This window comes from Bifidobacterium callitrichidarum, from assembly GCF_003129905.1.
GTDB classification, from domain to species: domain Bacteria; phylum Actinomycetota; class Actinomycetes; order Actinomycetales; family Bifidobacteriaceae; genus Bifidobacterium; species Bifidobacterium callitrichidarum.
Genome location: NZ_QFFM01000001.1, coordinates 124,098 through 143,237, shown reverse-complemented (window position 1 = coordinate 143,237; position 19,140 = coordinate 124,098). Strand labels below are relative to the sequence as shown.

Genomic DNA, 19,140 nt, shown 5'->3' with positions numbered 1-19,140 from the left:
AAACATCCCACTCCTCCACCGCCCATTTCTACTTCATTTTCGATGAGCACAAACGGAAAGCCGTCCATGAGCACCACGCCCGCGACCAGCCAGCAGCAACTGCATGCATACGATTCCAGCCCAGACAACAAGTTCAATGCATCGGAATCGATACTCGAAGATGTTATTTCAGGCCTGATTCAGCCCCGACAGGATGCTCCAGGCACGTACGCGCCTGCACTCATCGCCAATCGGCCCGGTGGACTCACGATGAGCGACGCGCTTAATGAAGAAATCGCCAACAGCGACAGATTCGACGTATCCGTCGCCTTTGTGTCCCCCGAAGCCATTCTCAGTCTGTTCGAGGCATTCCGTAGCCATCGGACCTCCGAAGAGGGCGACATTCCCAGCCGCATCATCACTTCCACGAAGAACCATTTCAACGACCCCAAAGCCTTCTGGGAGCTACTGCATCTGAAGAACGATACCGGCGTAGATGTGCGTATCTGGAGTGAGGACAGCACTCAAAACGCATCCTCCCAAGGTCAACCCTTCCATCCCAAAGGATACGTATTCGCCCGTCACATGCAGGATGGACGCCCTTACTACAACCTGTACATCGGCAGCTCGAACCTCACCTCATTCGCCCTGAGTCGCCAACGTGAATGGAACCTGCGAGTATCCTCCTTGGCCGAGGGAGACCTTGTGAACCAGGTCCGCCAGGAGTTGGACGCTCAAATCGCAGAATCGATGCCACTCACCGAGGAGTGGATTCAGCAATACGAAGAAGATTTCAAGAAGTACGCGCCGCCGCGTAAGGCCATCCTGAAGTCGCTTGATAACCGCACTATTCAGCCGAACAGCATGCAAAGGGAAGCCCTGCGCAATCTCAAATCGCTGCGGGAGCAAGGCGAGCACCGCGCGATTATCATCTCGGCCACAGGTACCGGTAAAACCTATCTCTCCGCGTTTGACGTGCGTGCATACAAACCGCGCCGCATGTTGTACATTGCCCAGCAACAGCAAATTCTCACCAAGGCGATGGAATCCTACCAGCGCGTACTCGGATGCGACGCCTCCGAATTGGGTCTGTACTCCGGCACCAGAAAGCAATCAGACCGACGTTACGTATTCGCCACCATCCAGACGATGCGTCAGCCTGATGTTCTCCGACAGTTCGCATCCGATGAGTTCGATTACATCCTGGTCGATGAGGTCCATCACGCCGGCGCAGCCGGATATCAGACGGTGATGGAGCACTTCAAGGACGCCGACTTCATGCTGGGCATGACCGCAACCCCTGAACGCACGGACGGCATCAACATCTTCGAATTGTTCGGTCATAACATCGCCTATGAGATCCGGCTGCAGAAGGCCTTGGATGAGGGCATGCTCTGCCCGTTCCATTACTACGGCGTCGCGGAATATCTTGGCTCGGACGACGACCCGAATCAGGTCGCTCATCGCATTGATGTATCCTCTGGCACTTCCAGCACCGATGCAGCACAGTTGAAGTACGAAATCTCCCAGCTCGCCACCGAAGAGCGCGTGCGGTACATCATCGACAAGCTCCAGGAATACGGCCAGTTCAATATCCCGGTCACCGGTCTCGTGTTCTGCAGCCGTCAGGAGGAAGCACACGCGCTTTCCAGGTTGTTCAATCAGCACATCAATCAGCAGGCCGAGCGTCCGTACCGGACCGCGGCCGTGACCAGCAAAGATGAGAACGGCCATGCTGTTTCGCAGGAGCAGCGCGAGGAATACGTGCGCCAACTGGAGAATGGCGAACTTGATTATCTGTTCACCGTGGATATGTTCAACGAAGGCATCGATATTCCCGCGCTGAATCAAGTGGTCATGTTGCGCAGCACGGAATCCAGCATCATCTTCACACAACAGCTGGGCCGAGGTTTGCGCAAGTTCCCGTATAAGGACAGCGTTGTGGTCATCGACTTCATCGGCAATTACAACAACAATTACCTGATTCCGGTGGCACTATATGGCAATACCGGCGACCGCGACCGCGCACGTAAGAATCTACAACGGCAGTCCATCGGACTGTCTTCCATCAGCTTCGACCCCATCGCCAAGGAACGCATCCTGAAGTCCTTGGATACGGCCGACTGGTCCGATATGAAGCGACTTTCCGAACAGTACCGTCAGGTGCGTTACGAGCTCGGCCGCATCCCCATGCTGATTGATATCTACCGGTATGATCCTTCATTGCCGTTCACCATGGCAGCAAAGAAGAATAACTACCTGGATTTCGTTCGCTCCCGAGAACAGAGTCTCAGCCGCAGCAAGCACCAAGATGCCGCCTTTGAGGACCAGCTGGAGCCGGTTTCCAACGTCGAAGATTCGATTCTGAAGATGGCCACGGAACTGCTGTTGCCAGGACTACGTCCTCATGAGTTGGTGATTCTTTCGCAGCTCTGCAGGTTCTCCTACGCATCCGCAAAACCGGCCTCTACCGACAGCAACTGGAGCGAGCCTGCCCCAATACAGAGGGCAACGCTGATGGCCATGCTCCGCGAACAATACCCGCAAGCCGATCTGTCCGAATCGCAATTCGATTCGGCGATAAGCGTGCTTGATTACTCGTATTTCACCGACCCGAACCGCAAGCGCTTCGGCGGTCTTCCCCTCGTGGAAACTGTGGATGGCCGCACGCCGGCATATCGCATCTCCCGAGAGTTCGCATCCCTGCTTGCCGGGAACCACACCTTCCGAAAATTCCTGGCGGATACCCTACACGTCGGTCTGCTGAATTGCGCCGATATGTTCCGCGAGGCCAGTGACAAGCAGCGCAGATTCGACCGTGCGTTCCTGTATGAGCAAAAGTATTCTCTGGCAGATGTGATGCGTCTGTGCGGATGGAAGAAGGAGAACACCCCTCAGAATGTCGGTGGTTATCTGTTGGACAAGACCAGCGGAACCATGCCGATTTTCGTGAAGTATGCGGCAAGCCAATATGAAGATGAATTCCTCAGCGCGCAGGAGATGAAGTACTTCAGCAAAAACGGCCGTACTCCACAATCACCGGAATTCCGCTGGGTGCGCGAAGACGCAGGCCCGGATTGGTCTGAGACGCATTTCATTCCGTTGTTCGTGATGCGTAAGGCGGAAGCGGCCGATGGCAAGTACTACTACGTGGGCCACGTAGCCGCGGTGGAGCATCCACAGCTGACGACCAAACCGAATGCCGCTGGCGACGGAACCGTGAACGTGACGCTGTCCACGTTGCGACTGGCGAAGCCGATTGACCCGGAGCTGTACCGGCATTTGGTGGGGTGATTTCGGTTTTATTGGCTGTTCCGCAGCTGGCTTGGCGATGTTATATGGCCACGACTTAGCCGTATAGCATCGCAGAGATGGCGGAACGGCGGCAGAAAGCCATTGACTGGCTGTTTGACATCGTTCTGCGCGAATCAGCGATGGGAGTCGGCCCGCTGTTGGCTTGCCAACGTCACTGAGAAGCGGATTCGTGCAGGCATCGGACCAAGGGCTGGCCATATGCCGTCGCTTACGACTGCCAGCGACGGCGAAGGACCATACGTTGGCTTTTCTGCATCATTTTCTGCATCATCGGACAGTTTTCTGCATCATATTGGTATGATTTGATGCAGAAAACTCACGGATGAGGCAGAAACGACATAGACGATGGGAGCCAACAGTATGAGGCAGTTTGATTACATCCATTCAGCCGAAGCACTGCTCACGCCCCGAACCACGAATCTACTGACCGCAATCCATGAAGCCAAAGGACGGCAGAGCGTCCAAGCCGCAATTCGCCCGGATGTTCTGGAATCCATGACGGCAATCGCGCGCATCCAAAGCACCAGCGCCTCCAATCGCATCGAAGGCATCTCCACCAGCGACAAACGCCTCAACGCCCTGGTCATGGAGAAAACCACGCCACGCAATCGGGACGAGGAGGAAATCGCCGGCTATCGTGACGCGCTGTCCACCATCCACGAAAGCCATGATTACATCCCACTGACCCCGAACGTAATCCTCCAACTGCACCGCGATATGTTCCGGCACACGCCGCTCACGTTCGGCGGGCATTTCAAGGACACCGATAACGTCATCATCGAACGCGATTCAGAGGGCAATCGCACCGTACGGTTCGCACCGCCCAACGCGCTTATCACACCCGAACTCGTGCAACAGGCCTGCACGGCCTATTCGGATGCCATTCGGGACAGGCGGACAGACCCGCTGCTCGTCACGGCCATGTTCATCTTTGATTTTACCTGCATACATCCGTTCAACGACGGCAATGGGCGTATGAGCCGTCTGCTCACATTGCTTCTGTTGTATCGTGCAGGATACAACGTGGGCAAATACATCAGCATCGAGCACCTCATAGAACTCAGCAAGGAAACCTACTATGAGGCGCTGGCCGCCAGTACGGCGGGGTGGAACGACAACATGAACGACTACACGCCGTTCGTGAATTACCTGCTTGGCATCATTCTCTCGGCATGCAAGGAATTCGATGAACGGCTCACAGAATTGACCGGAGTCGTCGCCTCTGCCGAAGTGGCACCCAAAAATACGGCTGCGCGGAGTCCGAAGCCGACCAAGGAGCAACGCATCACCGCACTGTTCGAGCGCACACTCTCCCCACTGTCCAAGGCCGAGATTCATACCCAACTGCCGGATGTCAGCATCTCTACCATCGAGCGCACGCTGAAATCGCTGCTCGATGCCGGTTCGATCGTCAAAATCGGGGCGGGACGAAGCACCAGGTACGTCAAGCGACGGTGACGGAGTCGCACGTCAGGCTCCACCAATCGACAGTCAGACGCATGGTGCGGGCCCGGGTTCATCCGCGGCCATGCGCGTGCGTCGGGCCGGGCTTGGGGTGGACCTTGACGGTGAAGTAGTCGGCCTCGATTTTCCAGACGGACACGCTCATGAGCTGGGCGTCGGTGAATTCGACGTGGGGCATGTGCGCCTGCTGGGCCATGAGGGCCTGCAGGCCGCGGCGGCGCTCGTCCAGACTGTCGACCAGCGAGGCGGTACCGTTGCCGACAATCGACTTGAACGCCTCGCCCCAGTTGCATGCGGTACGGCCGGCCACCATCTCGCAGTCGGTCTGCATGGTGAAGGCGACCGGAAGACGATTGCCGGCGGTACGGATTGCGTCGAGCTTGCGGCCGCGCGGTGCGGAGTGGAACCAGAGCGTCAGACGGCCGGCTGCACCAACGGCATCACCGCTATCATCAGCGGTCACGACAGTGTCCGGACCAGTCGAATCAGCTGTGCCCACTGAATCAGCCGTGCCAGTCGAACCATTCGCATCAGCCGAATCACTTACGCCGTCCGCGCCAACCGAACCATTCGCACCGGCATTATTCGCCTTAGCCACATCAGCCGAGTACTCATACCCGAAGTTCAGCGGCACGATGGTCAGTCCTTCGGCGTCCGCGTACGCCATCTCCACGATGTCGCACCCGTCGATGATCGCGGCAATCTGCGCGGGGTCGGCCACCTCACGATCGGCCCGGCGCATCGGACGATGCTCGCCGGCAACCGTACGCTCGTTCTCCCGCTTCTTCGGCTGCGAATGCACCGGATGCGCCGAGTCCGTTTCAGCGGTCGGCGGCACGTTCTCCATGCTCATGATTCAGAGGCACCCGTATCGTCACCGTCCACGGCGGGAATCCAGTCGCCGTAGCCTTCGGCCTCCATCCGCGAGCGCGGCACGAACCGCAGGGCCGCCGAGTTCATGCAGTAGCGCAGGCCGCCACGGTCGGCAGGGCCGTCCTCGAACACGTGGCCCAAGTGAATCTGCGTCTCCGCCGTGCGCACCTCGATGCGGTCGCGGCCGGGAATGCGATGGTCCTCGTGCTCGGTCAGCAGCGAGCCGGACAGCGGCTTCGAGAACGCCGGCCAGCCGCATCCGGAATCGAACTTGTCACGCGAGGAGAACAGCGGCTCACCGCTGACGATGTCCACGTAGATGCCCGGCTCGAACTCCTCGTCGTACTCGTTGACGAACGGGCGCTCGGTGGCGGCGTTCTGCGTGACCGCGAACTGCTCCAGCGTCAGGTCCCAGATGCGTTCCACGTACTTCTGGCGACGCTTCACGTTCGCGATCGCCGCGATCGGCACATGGCAGTAGCCGCCGGGGTTGTTGATGAGGTAGTCCTGATGACGCGCCTCGGCCGGGTAGAAGTTGCGCAGCGGCTCGACCAGCACGGCCGGACGCTGCGGCTGGCGGTCCACCAGCTGCTCCAGCGCGGCGATGTACACGGACTTCTGCGCGTCGTCGGTGTAGAACATGCCGGTGCGGTACTGGCGGCCGGTGTCCTCGCCCTGACGGTCCACGGAGAACGGGTCGATGACCTCCAGGAACAGCAGTGCCAACGTGCGCAGGCTCACCTGCGACGGGTCGAACGTGACCTGCACGGTTTCGGCCGCGTCCGTCGCGCCCGAGCAGACCTGCTCGTAGGTGGGCGATTCCACCTTGGACTGCGTGTAGCCGACCGTGGTGTCCGTAACGCCGTCGACGTTCTGGAAGTACCGTTCGAGGCCCCAGAAGCAACCGCCGGCGAAGTATGCGATCTGTGCTGAAGTACCGTTGTGCTCGCTCATGGGATTCACGTTACTACGGGCCGAACGTCCGCCGGCGGGAACGTCCATAGGTACAGGCCGAGTGGCATATGCTGATGGGTATGACGAACACGAACGAAGAGCGATTGCAGCGGAGCGACGGGCCGGTGTCAAAGGCATCGAAAGGCACCTGGACCAAGGCATCGGGCCCCAGGCAGGCACGGGCGACCATCATCGGCGCGATTGTGGTGATTGCGGTCGTGCTGGTGGGCATCGGGCTGTTCGTAAGCTGGGGATTGGCGGCGATCGCCGCGATCATCATGATTCCGGGCGCGATTTCATTGGCGATTCTGGCCCGTCACCCGGAATCGACCGGCGGACGAAGCATGCTGGGCATCTCCAACCCGGATACGCTGCTCGACCCGCTGCGCAGGCCGTCCGAGCGCCGAGGCAAGTAGGCGAACCTCCGATCAGTCACTTCCCTCGGTAGGGGAGCCTTACTTCCGCGCGGTGACGAGGTAGTTGAGCACCGAACCGGCGACGACCAGCACCACGCCGCACCAGAACGGCAGGGCGAGCGCCAGCCCCAGCAGCACGGCGCTGGCCGCGGTGGACAAGACCGGCGTGGCATAGGAGGCGATGGCCAAGCGCTCCATGGAACCATGCAGGATGCCGTAGCCCCAGCAGGCGTAGCCGCCACCGATCGATGCGGCCGCGATCAACACGAACAGCCATGCCAGCGGCCCCGGCATATGGGCGGGCATGCCCTGGCCGGACGCGAAGTGGATGATCCACAGGGCCACGGCCACGCAGGGGAAGAACAGCGACGTGCCGTCCACTCCCTGCGACCATGCCGGGGTGAACACCGCGTACACCGACCATGCGAACGCGCCCAGGAACGCCAGTATGTACGGCAGAGGGTTCTCCGCGATATGTTGCGCGGCCGCATGCCAGTCAAGTCCGGAATTGCCGCCGACCGCCAACGCCACGCCGACAGTGGCCACGACCGCGCCCGGCAGCACCCTGAGCACCGCGTGTCTGCGATGCGAGACGCCGGCCGCGAGCAGCACCATCATCGTGGGCCACAGGTAGTTGACCAGACTCACCTCCACCGAGGACGCGGCCGTCGAGGCCAAGCCCAGCGAGAGGGAGATCGACGACTCGTAGAACACGAACAGCAGTCCGCCCGCGATGAGGTATTTCTTCGGAAACTCGTGCAACGGAGCCGGGCGACGGAAGATGAGCAGCAGGATGCCGCCGATGGTGTAGATCAGGGCCGAGCCGAGCGTGGCACCGAAGTCCTCAGCCACGATGCGCACGGTGCCGGCCATGAAGCTCCATAGGATGATGGCCAGGAAGCCGACCGCCGTGGCACGCGCCGAGACGACGTGGCCGCCGGCAAGGCTGCCGGCAGTGCCGTTCTGGTTCTCCGGTTCCGACGTGTTCGACGCCATCGCTCGCCCACTCCTCTTGCTTCGACGTAACTCCCCTCGCTGAGGCTACTCTACCAAGTCACATCTGCTGGGCGTTTTCGAGGAGGGCCTGCTTGAGGTCGGACTCGATCTGGCGCATCTTGACCTGCGCGGCCTCGCGGTTGGCCTTGCCTTCTTTCTGGATCTGCACGGTCTCCTTGAGGGTGGCGATGAGCTCGGAGTTGATCTTCTCCAGCGTGTCGATCTCGACCACGGAACGCTGATTGGCTTTCTCGGCGTCCACCGCGCCCTTGTGCAGGGCGGCGGCGTTGCGCTGAAGCAGCTTGTTGGTCACGTCGTCAGCCTTGTTCTGCAGGTCGAGGGCCTTGCGCTGGTTGGACAGGCCCAGCGCAATCACCATCTGGCTCTTCCACACCGGGATGGTGGTGGAGATGGTGGTGTCGATCTTGTCCACGATGGTCTGGTCGGCGTTCTGGATGATCTTGATCTGCGGCGCGGTCTGCAGCGTCACCACGGAGATGCGGTCGAGGTCGTCCAGACGCTTCTCGAAGCGGTCGAGCTTGGACTTGAAGTCCTTGAGGACCTGGGCCTGCATGGCGTCGCCGCTCTTGGCGGCCTCGGCCTCCAGCGCAGGCAGCTGCGTAGCACGGAAGTCGGTCAGCGCCTTCTTGCCGGCCAGCACGGTCATCTTGAGCTCGCGGTACTGCTGGGCGTTCTGCTGGTACATCGTGTCGTACATGGAGATGTCCGCCACGAGCTTGGCCTGCGCGGCCTCAAGCTTGGTGATGATCTCGTCGATCTGCGCGTCCACCTTCTGGTAGCGGCGGCGCAGCTTGTCAATCGAGACGGCTACTTGGCCGATGATCGGGAGCTTGCGGAAGCCGCCGAGCTCGGCCTCATCGATGGTCACCAGCATGGTGTTGAGCAGTTCGCCGGCCTCGCCGGTGTCCTTGGAACGGGTGTCGGAGAGGATTTCGTCGGCGAAGGTGGAGGTGGCGCGCTGGGCGTCCTTGCCGTAGCTGGATTCGATGCCGTCGCGCGTGAAGTCGATCTGGCCGGCGAGCTGGTTAACGGTGGCCTGGTCGGCGGCCGGCAGTTTGGCGATCTGCTGGTCCGGGGTCAAGGCCGCGGCAGCCTGCGCTTCGGCGGCGCTGGGCACGAGCTCCCCGCCCGCGGCAGCGGTGGCGAGCGACGGGCTGGTTACGGGAGAGGCGCCTTTGGTGAGGTCCGCAAGGGTGATTTGGTTAGGCATGGTGTGGGTCCTTTCGTACATGACATTCGTGTTGACTACCCCTCAGTCTCGCTGTGCGAGCCAGCTCCCCTAACAAGGGAGCCAAGAAAAACCAACGATGACAAGGGGAATGACGACTACTGCTTGACGCCCTGGAGCGTGGCGATGAGTTTCTGCATGGCGTCGTTGTTGGGCAGTTCGGAGACGGCAGGGATCTGATCGAGCGTGCCGGGCACCTTGAACCGGCCGATGGAGTCCGTGCCCACGAAGTTGGCCGCACGGAAGCCGTGACGCTCCCACGCAAGTTTCTGGATTTCCGGCGTCTTGAGCAGGTTCAGCAGTTTCACACCCTTGTCGTCCAGGGCCATCACGGTGTGCGTGCTCCAGACGGTGGGCGTGGGGTAGACGATGGTCACGTCGTCTTTGATCTGCTTGAAGGCGTCCGGCTGGTTCACGGCCAGGTCCAGGATCTGCGATTCGTAGCCCACCATCATCGGTTTGGAACCCACGCCGAGGGTGAGGAACTGGTTGAACGAGTCTTCGGAGGAGGTCTCCATCCAACCGGATTTGGCGAAGATGTCCGCGATTTTGGAGCCGTCGCGCGTGACCGAATCCACGGTGGCCGGCTGTCCGCCGTTGAGGACCGTGGCGATGAGCGCCGCGTATTCGTTGCCCGAGTTCGACTGGACCGGGTCGGTGGAGTCGATGCGGAACTGTCCGTAGCCTGCCGTGTACCCCACGTCCGCCCAGGTCTTGTTGTTCTCCATCGCGTCCACGGCCTTGGCCATGTCCATGTGGTAGACGCCGTTCTGGTCCTTGGTGATGAGCCCGCCCGCGACCAGCCCGTCCGCCACGGCCTTGTGCGTGTACAGCACGATCGGCGAGTTGAAGACGATGTCGCTCTGCTGGGCCTTGACGCCCTTGGCGTTGCCGTATTCCACGGCCGCGCGCGAGGAGGGGAACAGGTAGTCCATGCCGGAGCGATCGGCGTCCATCATGGCCAGCGAGCCGGCCTTGCGGTAGTCGATGTCGAGTCCCTGCTTGGCGGCTGCGGCCTTGAATTTGGCGTCGTCGAACAGGCCGATCTTCTCGCCGCCGAGGTAGCCGGTCACCTTCACCTGCTCGACCGGCGCGGCGGGCTTGGGCTGGGCCTGCCGCCAGACCAGCGTGCCGCACACCACGGCCACCACCGCGAGCAGGGCGATGAGGCCGATGATCTTGGATTTGGAGAGTTTCATGATTGCTGTTGCTCCGTTCTCGGCTCCGACGGCGCCGGGTGGTCCGGTGCGGGGGCCTGCTGGGCGGACGGCCCGCTAAGTGGCGGTGTGATGCCAGCGGCATGCGCAGTCGGCCCCGCGGGCACGCCGGCGGCCGCCGTGTCCGTGTCGTATCCGTCCATGCGGGCCAGTCGCTGGATGGCGTCGGAATCGGCCGCGATGCCGAGCGTCTTGGCGCTCACCGCGCGGCTCAGCTCGCCGGCAGCAGTCTGTTCCAGCACCTGCAACGCCTCGATGGTCTCCTGCCGGGCCTTGGCCACCTGGTCGCACGCACCGGAGCTTTCCACGTCCACGTACGAGCGCAGCAGTTTCTCGGTCTGGCCGCCGTACACGGTGATGTAGTGACGCAGGATGGCGTAGGCGGACGTATCCCGCGCCACGTACTTCACCAGGTCCTGCGTGGCCACGATGAAATCGTTCGCCTCCTTGCGCACCACGGGGTCGCGCACCTGCCGCAGCAGCATGCCGATACCGTTGAGCCGCGTATTGGCGGCGTCGATGGCGTCGGCGGCCTTCTGTCCGTTCGGCAGCGCGGAGACGAGGATCTTGCCGATGCGGCGTTCGGGCTCGGTGAGCGTGGAGGCGGCCACGTAGCCCAGCGCGGCCAGCACCACGGCCACGCCCATGCCCACCACGCCGCCGCCGGCGAGCCAGAAGCCCAGCCCGGCGAGCAGCGCGCCGGCCACGAATCCGCATATCACCTGCAGCACTGTGCGCTCCTTTCCGCGAGTACCGTGCGCGCTTCACCGGCCACGACCATCGATTCACCGGCCGACCGGCCCATCAGTCGAACCATCAGTTGAATCCCTTGACCTGGCGGAATACGGCGGCCAGGTCGCCGGAGCGGCCGTCGAACACCTTGGCGTTGCTCAGTGAGGCGAGGGACTTGAGCTGGCTCGGATCGGCGTCGCCGAACATGATGGAGAAGATCGGCAGGTCGCGGCCGTCGCTCTTGTAGTCGCTTTCGAAGGACGACTGGTTGTCCGTTTCCGACCGGCCGTCCGTCATGAGCACGATGGCGGTGGTGTACTTCGAGGCCTCGGATTCGCTGGGCAGTTGCTTGAGGGCCTCGTCAAGGCCGAGGTAGATGTCGGTGCCGCCGCTGGCCTCGGTGGTCTGGGCCTTGTTCAGCAGGGTCTCGGTGTTCTGTCCGGTGGCCTTGATGGGGTTGTGCGCCTCGGATTCGAAGGGGATGAGGATGTTCACGTCGTCGTCCGCGGGTTCGATGTACGCGGCCTTGGCCTTGGCCGGGTCAAGTGCGGCGTTGAGACCCTTGACCACGCCGTCCTTGCCGTCGCCGTACATGGAGCCGGAATAGTCGACCACCCACACGGTCCAACTGGGCTTGCGCAAGGCGGTCTGGTAGACGTTAAGCGCGCTGTTGATGACGGATGCGGCGGGCAGAGGGATGGTCTTCAGGGCCGAGCCGTCCGCGTTGATGCCCCAGTCCGTGCGGAAGGATTCTTTGACCTTGCTGTCCGATGCGTAGGCGAGCACGCCGCCCAGTCCGGTGCGGCGGCCGGCGCGTTCGAACTCCAGCTTGGAGTCCTTGGATGCGAGCGCTTTGGCGAAGGAGTCGAAGGCGTCCTTGAGGTTCTGGCCGCGGTCCACGTAGCCGAGCGGGGAGTCGGAGATGGCGATGCCGTCCGCCGGGTAGACCGCGAGCAGCGGGTCGTGGCCGTTCTTTTCGAGCGTCTTGTTGGCTTGGATGACCAGCGATTCGTAGTTGACCATCGAATCGAAGCGGTCGGGATTGGCCACCACCATGTCCTTGAGCCAGTCGGAGGAGCCGGAGGAGCGGTCCACGCCGGACAGCAGCGTCTTGACCTGATCCTTGAGCTCGCTGTTCTTGAGGTCGGCGTCGGTGAGCGGCCCGTCGCCGCCGCGCAGGGCGGTCATGAAGGCCAGGTAGGCGGAGGCGCCGGAGTTCGACTGGGTGGCGGAGGTCATCGAGAACTTGAGGTCGCCCTTCTTGACGGCCTCGATGATGTCCGCGGTGCTCACGGGTTTGGTGGTGCCGTTCGAGTCCGCCCATCCCAGGGATACGGCCTTGGATTTGGCGATGCCGAAGACGATGGGCGTGGTGGACGTGCTGGCGGCGTCCTTGACCACGTGCTTGGTGTCTCCCATCGAGATCCACATGGAGGAGGCGGGCCAGACGGCGTCGTAGTCCCGTCCGCCGGCCTTGAGCGCGTTCATGATCTCCAGCGAGCCCATGTAGTGCATGGTGATGGCTACGTTGGAGGCGTCCGCGGCCTTCTGGATGGCGGTGGCGACTTCCTTGTTCTCGGAGCCGGAGGCCACGTTCAGCGTGGCGGTGGGTTTGCCGTCGGCGGGCGTGAAGGTCTGCATGTTGGCGTCGGATGCGGCGTCCGCGTTGCTGTTGCCGCCATCGGGCAGCAGGGAACAGCCGGCAAGCGTCAACGCGCCGGCGGCGATCACGGCAACGACCGCGGCGGCGCGGCGGCGAAGGGAAGACATGATGTCCATGCTTCCATTCTTCTCCCGCCATTTGAAGCGGGCAGGACCGCAAGATGACCGCAAGGTGAACTCTCAGTGAAGAGCTACATGCGGGTACGTAGTCCTCTTACCTCATCGGAGGAGGAATCGAAACCCGAACTCAGTAGGAGGCACTGGCGATCATCGGATCGTCATAGAACTTGAGGATCTGCTCAAGGTAGGGGCGGAACGTGCTGTTGGGCATCGAGAAGATCTCGTGACGCGATTCGGGGAACCGCACGATGGTCGCCTCGCCGCCGCCGTCCTTGACCAGCTCCACGAACCGGTTCTGCGGCTTGTTGAGCACCCAGATGTCCCGGCCGGACTGGAACAGCAGAATAGGCGTCTCCACTTCCGAACAGGCCGAGGGGCTGAGTATCGCACGGTTGAGCTTGAGGGCCTGACGCACCCATTCGAAGGCCGCGCAGTAGGTCTGGTATTCGGGGTTCTCGCACCGCAGCTTGAAGTACCAGCGTTCGCGGGCTTCGGAGGCGCCCTCGTTGCCCTTCATCGAGAATTCGGGCGTGAAGTCGCCCTGGCCGAACACGCGCTTGTGACTGAAGCCGAGCTTGCACAACACGCCCACGAGCACGCGCGCCACACCCAGCGGCATGCCGGTGGCGGGGGCGATCATCGGGGCGGACAGCACCGCCTTGTCGAACAGGGTGGGGTATTGCTCCAGCACGGCCGCACCGATGCCGCCGCCCATCGAATGGCAGAACAGGTTCAGGGGCATGCCGGCCGCGTACTGCTGGCCGATGGTCTGAGCGAACGCGGCGAGATCGACCACGTAGCGACGCCAGTCGTCGATCCAGACCATGCAACGGTTCTCCACGTTGCGCGCGGATTTGCCGTGTCCGCGATGGTCGAGCACGCACACCGAATAGCCGGCGAGCAGGAAGTACCAGACCAGTTCGTCGTACTTTTCGGCGAACTCGGTGAAGCCGTGGCTGATCACGACGGCGCCGCGGAAGGTGGCGGTGGCCCCTTCCTCGCGGATGGCGTCGAATTTGGCGGCGTCGTAGCACAGGTAGTGCAGCTGGCCGGGGTGGCTGCCGCTGTCGCCGATCACGTCACCGACCAGCGGTTCGAGGCCGGCGGCGCGTTCGGCGGTGGCCGGGGCGAACCAGCCTTCGGTGCGGCATTGCTCCAATGCTGGCACCACCATGTCCGTCATGGTCTGGGCATACGTGCGTTCGTCGATCATCGTCACCTGCATGCCCCTTATCTTAGGGCAGAGGGTCCGCGGCGGCCGATTACCGGGCAGATTCGGGTGGCGTGACGGATGCTTCCGGGCCGTGCAACAGCTGTTCCGCCCATCCCGAGTGGCTTTCGCGGTCCTTTCAGCCCAGAAGACCAGTGCTTCTAGCATCAAAAGACCGCTACAGGGGGCTTTCGCGGTCCTTTGAATCCAGAAGACGGACACAACTGGACTCAAAAGACCGCTGAAACCGTGTTTTGCGGTCTTTTGGATCCAGTAGGACCGTGCTCATGTCCTCAAAAGACCGCTACGGCACCTCGGCAACCGAATAGGCCGGCGTTCGGCCGACCGTTAGGCCAGGGAGTCCTTGAGGAAGTCGCGCTGGAGGATGAGCAGGTTCTCGGCCACGGTCTCGTCGTTGGTCATATGGGTGATGCCGGTGAGTGGCAGGAACGTGTGCGGCCGGCCCGCCGCCATCAGCGCCTGGGAGAGCCGCAGGCTGTGGGCGATGGCGACGTTGTCATCCGCGAAGCCATGGATGAGCATGAGCGGGCGTTCGAGCTTCGGGGCGTCCTGGATGATGCCGTTGCGCGCGTACACCTCGGGGTTGAGGCCCAGATAGCGCTCGGTGTAATGCGTGTCGTACAACGTCCAGTCGGTGGGCGGGGCACCGGCGCACGCGGCCTTGAACACGTCCGGCGCGTCCAGCACGGCGAGCGCCGAGAGGAATCCACCGTAGGACCACCCGATCATGCATACCTTGTCAAGGTCGGGTGCGGGGATGGGTTCCGCTTCGTCCAGCGCGGCGACCGCTTCGGGCAGAGCGTGAACGGCCTCGATCTGATCGGCCAGGGTCACGTCCTTCATGTCCTCGAAGATGGCGCGATCCCACTTCGGCCCGCGACCGGTGGTGCCGCGGCCGTCCGCGGTGACCACCAGGAAGCCCTGGTCGGCCCACCACTGCGCATCCCAGTAGAAGGACTGCGAATCCACGACCTGCTGGTGGCCGGGGCCGCCGTACGGCTTCATAAGCACCGGCAGTTTCTCGGCGCGCGCGTAGGGGCTATCGGCGCTCGGTGCGATGATCGCGGTGTAGAGGCGATGCTCACCGAGGCGCGTGAAGCGGACGTTCGGCGCGAATCCGGGTTTGGCGGCGTAGTTGGCGATATCGGCGGAGAAGCCGCGGCCGTTCCCGGACGTCCCGTCAGCGGCTTCCGGCTCCCCTCCCTGAGGGGAGCTGTCGTCCACAGGACGACTGAGGAGAGCTTCATCACCGGGCCTCCCCTCAGTCAGCTCCGCTGACAGCTCCCCTCGGAGAGGGGAGCCGGAGAAGAACGCCGAATCATTGATATCGGCGCAGGCAGCATCCGGCACGAAATAGTGGGTCATATGCGTGGCGGCGTGCTCCATATCACGTCCGGAAACGACCATGCCGCGCTGACCGACCGAAACCGTCCAGACGCCGGGGCGCGTGGTGACGGGCACCACGCCGCCGTCATGCGAACCGTCGTAGTCGAACAGCACCACGTCGAAGCTGCGGGCGTCGTGCTCGCCACCGGCCGCGGCCCAGACGAACGGCAATTCGGCCGTATCCGGCTCGCGCTGGACCACGGCCATCACCCCGGCGTCATCCACGTGCAGCACCTCGCGCACATTCCAGCCGGTCGGCGTGAACGGGCGGCCGTCCACAGTCAGGCGGTTGGTGTCCGTATCCATGTCGTTCAAAGCGCAGACCAGACGGCCGTCCGGCGTGTAGGCGGGAGTACCGGCCACCAAGTCGATCCACTGGTCGTTCGCATGCTCCTCCAGCACGCGCGTCGCACCGAAGGCGGGTACCGACATCTCGGATTCCGCGTCCGTGCCAAAACCGTCCCCCGCAGAGTCTCCAGCATCGACGGCGTCCTCCGCCAGCGCCGCGCGCCAGCCTTCGGCGGCCTTGGCGCTCAGCGTCTTCGACTCCTCCGCAGCGGCCACAGCCACCTCAAGCACCTGGTCGCGCGTCTGACGGCGGTTCTGCACAAGCAGCAACGGGTCGTGGCCCTCGCTCCAGTTCACGACGGCCACGTATTCGTACGCCTCGCGGTCCCAGTCCACATCCGCGTTGGCGGTGATGCCCACGTACCGGTCGTCCTCGTCGAACGCCAGGGAAATGACGGTCAGGTACACATCCGCGTTACGGGTCAACGCACGCGGGTATCGACGTCCGGCCGCGGGGGCCTCCGGATCGGCGGGATCGCTGATGTACCAGGTCGGCTCGTCGGCGGTGTCGAAGGACTCGAACATCACATGCTGCGAGTCCGGGGACCACCAGAAGCCGTCATAGCGGTCCATCTCCTCGCCGGCCACGAACTCGGCCAGGCCGATCTTCCACGTGTTCTCGGCCGGGTTGCCGTCCTCGTCCTCCACGCTCACGCCGTAGATCGCGGTGATGCGGTCGTCCAGCGGACCGTCCTCCTCATCGCCGTCGGATTCGCCGGCATCAAGCTCGTCCAACTCATCGTCCGCATCCTCGCCGTACAGTCCCTCGCTCAGGGCCTCCTCGACGGCGTCCGATTCGACGTCCACACCGTCGGCAAGTTCGCCAGCCGGTTCCTCAGCGATGTGATTCGCCTCAGCCGGCCAATCGCCGATATCCACCAGCATCAGGTACGAGCCGGTGGTATACAGCACGTGGGTGCCGTCCGGTGCGATGCGCGGGTTCAGCACCGGCGCATACATGTCCGGATCCTCGTCCAGCCATGCGCCGGCCAGTTCGCGCGTGCGGGCGACGGGCGTGGTCACGCGGGCCTCGGCCTCATCAATCTCGTCGTCGTATTCGTCCGGCCAGGTCACGGTGCCATCGGCATCCGCCTCGCCGATTTCGGTCAGGAACAGACGGCCGTTGATGGTGAACACCACACGATCGCCATCCTCGGACACCGAATAGCCCACGATGCCGGTACCGCCCTCGCGCGCACGTTCGCGGCGGGCGCGCTCCTCGGCCGGCACATCCTCACTGTCCGCCTTGCCGCCCAGCAGTTCGCGTGGGTCGGCGAGTTTGGTCTCGTGATGCTCGCCGTCCGCATCGAACCAGCTCAGCCACAGCGCGGTGACCAGGTCCTCGGGACCGTCGGAACGCAGGAACAGTGCACGGGAGCCGTCCGCGATGGTTTTCGCCGAACGCGGCGCGCCACAGGTGAACCGCAGCGTGCGGGCCTTGCGACGGGGGAAATCCTTGATGGCATCGTTGGTATCAGTCGTTTCGCTCATGCCTTACAACCTACGCCGTTGTGCGGAGATGCCGAACGGTCGGAAGCTGGCGCTTCGCCGTCGTAAACAGTCGTTGGACGCCCCTCAGCGACGGCAGCGATCCAAAGGCTGGCACGCCGCCTCCGGTGAAATCGCTCAGTGACGGCATCCTGCCATACCTTGGCCCGCAAGCGTCGCCAAATCCCTTTTCAGCGACGTCGAAAGGCCAAAGTCTGGCTTCCCACCACTGCCACGGCCCGTCAGTGCAGTCTGACGGCCAATCGCTGGCCCTATGCCATCACTGATCACTGAGAAGTCACTGAAGCGATGTGGTGCCGGGTGGTGCGCCGCGCCCATAGACAGCCCTAATTTTTGTAAATTTTGCGCCCATCACCACGCTAGGGCACGGTTTTTTGCCCCAAATTCCCATTGCCGCGTAGGATAGGTGAAGATTAGAAAGGGATGACTATGAGCGTTCTCGACCGTTTTGAAAAAAGCGTGGAGGGTGCAGTCAACGGAGTGTTCGCCAAATTCGGCTCCAAGGATCTGCAGCCCGTCGACCTCTCCAGCGCCTTGGAGCGCGAGATCGACGCCGAGGCCATGCCGGTGGGCCGCGACCGCACCGTGGCCCCGAACGAATACCGCTTCAAGCTCAGCACGCCGGACTTCGACCGCATCGAGGCGTGGGGCAGCGAGACCCTGGCCAATGAGCTGGCGGACAATCTCACCGAGTACGCCAAGAGCCAGCATTACGCCTTTGTAGGCCCGGTGGTCGTGATCTTCGAAGAAGATCTTGACCTGTCCAAGGGCAACTTCAACCTCACTTCCGAATCCGTGCAGGGCAACGCCGTGCCCGTCACCACGGACGCGCAGACCGAGGACAGCCCGGTGCTCGAGGTGAACGGCAACCAGTACCTGCTCACCAAGGACAAGACCGTGATCGGCCGCGGCTCCGGCTGCGACATCGTCATCGACGATCCGGGCATCTCCCGCAAGCACCTCGAAATCGACATCACGGACAACGGCGTGATCGCCCGCGACCTCGGCTCCACGAACGGCACGTACGTGGAGGGTCACCAAGTGCCCGCCGCCACGCTGCTGGACGGCAACACCATCACCATCGGCCGCACGCGCATCCTCTACTGGGCCTCGGCGCAAGCCCAGGAGTAATCGAGCGTACCGCCCGAAAGTCGGCATCCTATGACCGAACTGACATTCGCCCTACTCAAGTACGGATTCCTGATCCTGCTGTGGGTCTTCGTATGGCTGTGCGTGCGTTCCCTGCACCGGGACATCGAGACGTTCAGCCCCCGTCCCTCGCGCGCACGCCGTCGCCGTGAACGCGAGCGCGAGGCCCATAAGGCCAACGCCGAGATCCCGCAGCCGCAGTCACCCGTACGCGCACACCGCACACCGACCGCCGGGTCGGGGGCGGAGCCTACCCTCCTGGTGATCATCGACGGACCGCTGGCAGGCAGCTCCGTGCCGCTGAGCGGCTCCGAAATCACGCTGGGCCGCGCCGCCTCGAATACCGTGGTGCTGGACGACGAGTTCGTCTCCTCCCACCACGCGCGCGTCTACAAGGATCCCCGCGCCGGCCAGTGGGCCATCGAGGACCTGAATTCCACCAACGGCACGGTCGTGAACCTGCAGCGCATCAACCGTCCGACCATCCTGCCCGCCCGCGTGCCCGTGCGCATCGGCGCCACCACCTTCGAACTGAGGTAG

The 19,140-nt window shown here is 62.8% G+C and carries 12 protein-coding genes and 3 pseudogenes; 5 read left to right on the top strand and 10 right to left on the bottom strand.

What is annotated here, in order from left to right; translation table 11 throughout:
- Positions 1–66: 66 nt before the first annotated feature.
- A complete protein-coding gene (locus DF196_RS00495) occupies positions 67–3,273 on the top strand; it encodes a DUF3427 domain-containing protein (RefSeq protein WP_421728436.1) in 3,207 nt (1,068 codons plus the stop codon).
- Between the two features lie 381 nt (positions 3,274–3,654).
- Positions 3,655–4,752: a Fic family protein gene (locus tag DF196_RS00490; RefSeq protein WP_109055973.1), complete on the top strand. Its 1,098-nt coding sequence runs from the start codon at positions 3,655–3,657 to the stop codon at positions 4,750–4,752.
- 58 nt (positions 4,753–4,810) lie between these two features.
- On the opposite strand, the gene DF196_RS00485 is transcribed toward DF196_RS00490, so the two are convergent.
- Both DF196_RS00485 and msrA read right to left on the bottom strand, forming a co-directional pair.
- Complete coding sequence (locus tag DF196_RS00485; RefSeq protein WP_109055972.1) at positions 4,811–5,605, bottom strand: pyridoxamine 5'-phosphate oxidase family protein; 795 nt, start codon at positions 5,603–5,605, stop codon at positions 4,811–4,813.
- Positions 5,606–5,607: 2 nt separating this feature from the next.
- The gene (msrA, locus tag DF196_RS00480) at positions 5,608–6,585 is read right to left on the bottom strand and encodes a peptide-methionine (S)-S-oxide reductase MsrA (protein WP_421728435.1); all 978 of its coding nucleotides are present in this window, start codon (positions 6,583–6,585) and stop codon (positions 5,608–5,610) included.
- 80 nt (positions 6,586–6,665) lie between these two features.
- On the opposite strand from msrA, the gene DF196_RS00475 reads away from it, so the two are divergent.
- Entirely contained in the window at positions 6,666–7,001 is a 336-nt protein-coding gene (locus DF196_RS00475) for a hypothetical protein (protein ID WP_241519520.1), read from the top strand.
- 39 nt (positions 7,002–7,040) lie between these two features.
- Here DF196_RS00475 and yddG read toward each other — a convergent pair whose 3' ends face one another.
- The 8 genes and pseudogenes from yddG to DF196_RS14145 all read right to left on the bottom strand — a co-directional run.
- Complete coding sequence (yddG, locus tag DF196_RS00470; RefSeq protein ID WP_109055970.1) at positions 7,041–7,997, bottom strand: aromatic amino acid DMT transporter YddG; 957 nt, start codon at positions 7,995–7,997, stop codon at positions 7,041–7,043.
- Positions 7,998–8,055: 58 nt separating this feature from the next.
- Complete coding sequence (locus DF196_RS00465; RefSeq protein WP_241519519.1) at positions 8,056–9,228, bottom strand: toxic anion resistance protein; 1,173 nt, start codon at positions 9,226–9,228, stop codon at positions 8,056–8,058.
- A 116-nt stretch (positions 9,229–9,344) separates the two neighbouring features.
- The gene (locus DF196_RS00460) at positions 9,345–10,445 is read right to left on the bottom strand and encodes a substrate-binding domain-containing protein (RefSeq protein WP_109055969.1); all 1,101 of its coding nucleotides are present in this window, start codon (positions 10,443–10,445) and stop codon (positions 9,345–9,347) included.
- Positions 10,442–11,194 (bottom strand): hypothetical protein, encoded by a 753-nt coding sequence (locus DF196_RS00455; RefSeq protein WP_241519518.1) that lies wholly within the window; start codon positions 11,192–11,194, stop codon positions 10,442–10,444. The genes DF196_RS00460 and DF196_RS00455 overlap by 4 nt, the downstream gene beginning before the upstream one ends.
- 85 nt (positions 11,195–11,279) lie before the next feature.
- Positions 11,280–11,879 (bottom strand): annotated as a pseudogene (locus tag DF196_RS14085) (vWA domain-containing protein); the annotation flags it as partial.
- Positions 11,880–13,104: 1,225 nt separating this feature from the next.
- On the bottom strand, positions 13,105–14,202 hold the full coding sequence (locus DF196_RS00445) for an alpha/beta fold hydrolase (RefSeq protein WP_109055968.1): 1,098 nt from the start codon (positions 14,200–14,202) through the stop codon (positions 13,105–13,107).
- Positions 14,203–14,535: 333 nt separating this feature from the next.
- Positions 14,536–16,629: pseudogene (locus DF196_RS00440) on the bottom strand (alpha/beta fold hydrolase); the annotation flags it as partial.
- 180 nt (positions 16,630–16,809) lie between these two features.
- Positions 16,810–17,433 (bottom strand): annotated as a pseudogene (locus tag DF196_RS14145) (peptidase); the annotation flags it as partial.
- Positions 17,434–17,880: 447 nt separating this feature from the next.
- On the opposite strand from DF196_RS14145, the gene DF196_RS00435 reads away from it, so the two are divergent.
- Complete coding sequence (locus DF196_RS00435) at positions 17,881–18,582, top strand: FhaA domain-containing protein (RefSeq protein ID WP_094667912.1); 702 nt, start codon at positions 17,881–17,883, stop codon at positions 18,580–18,582.
- A gap of 30 nt (positions 18,583–18,612) precedes the next feature.
- The gene (locus DF196_RS00430; protein WP_109055966.1) at positions 18,613–19,140 is read left to right on the top strand and encodes an FHA domain-containing protein FhaB/FipA; all 528 of its coding nucleotides are present in this window, start codon (positions 18,613–18,615) and stop codon (positions 19,138–19,140) included.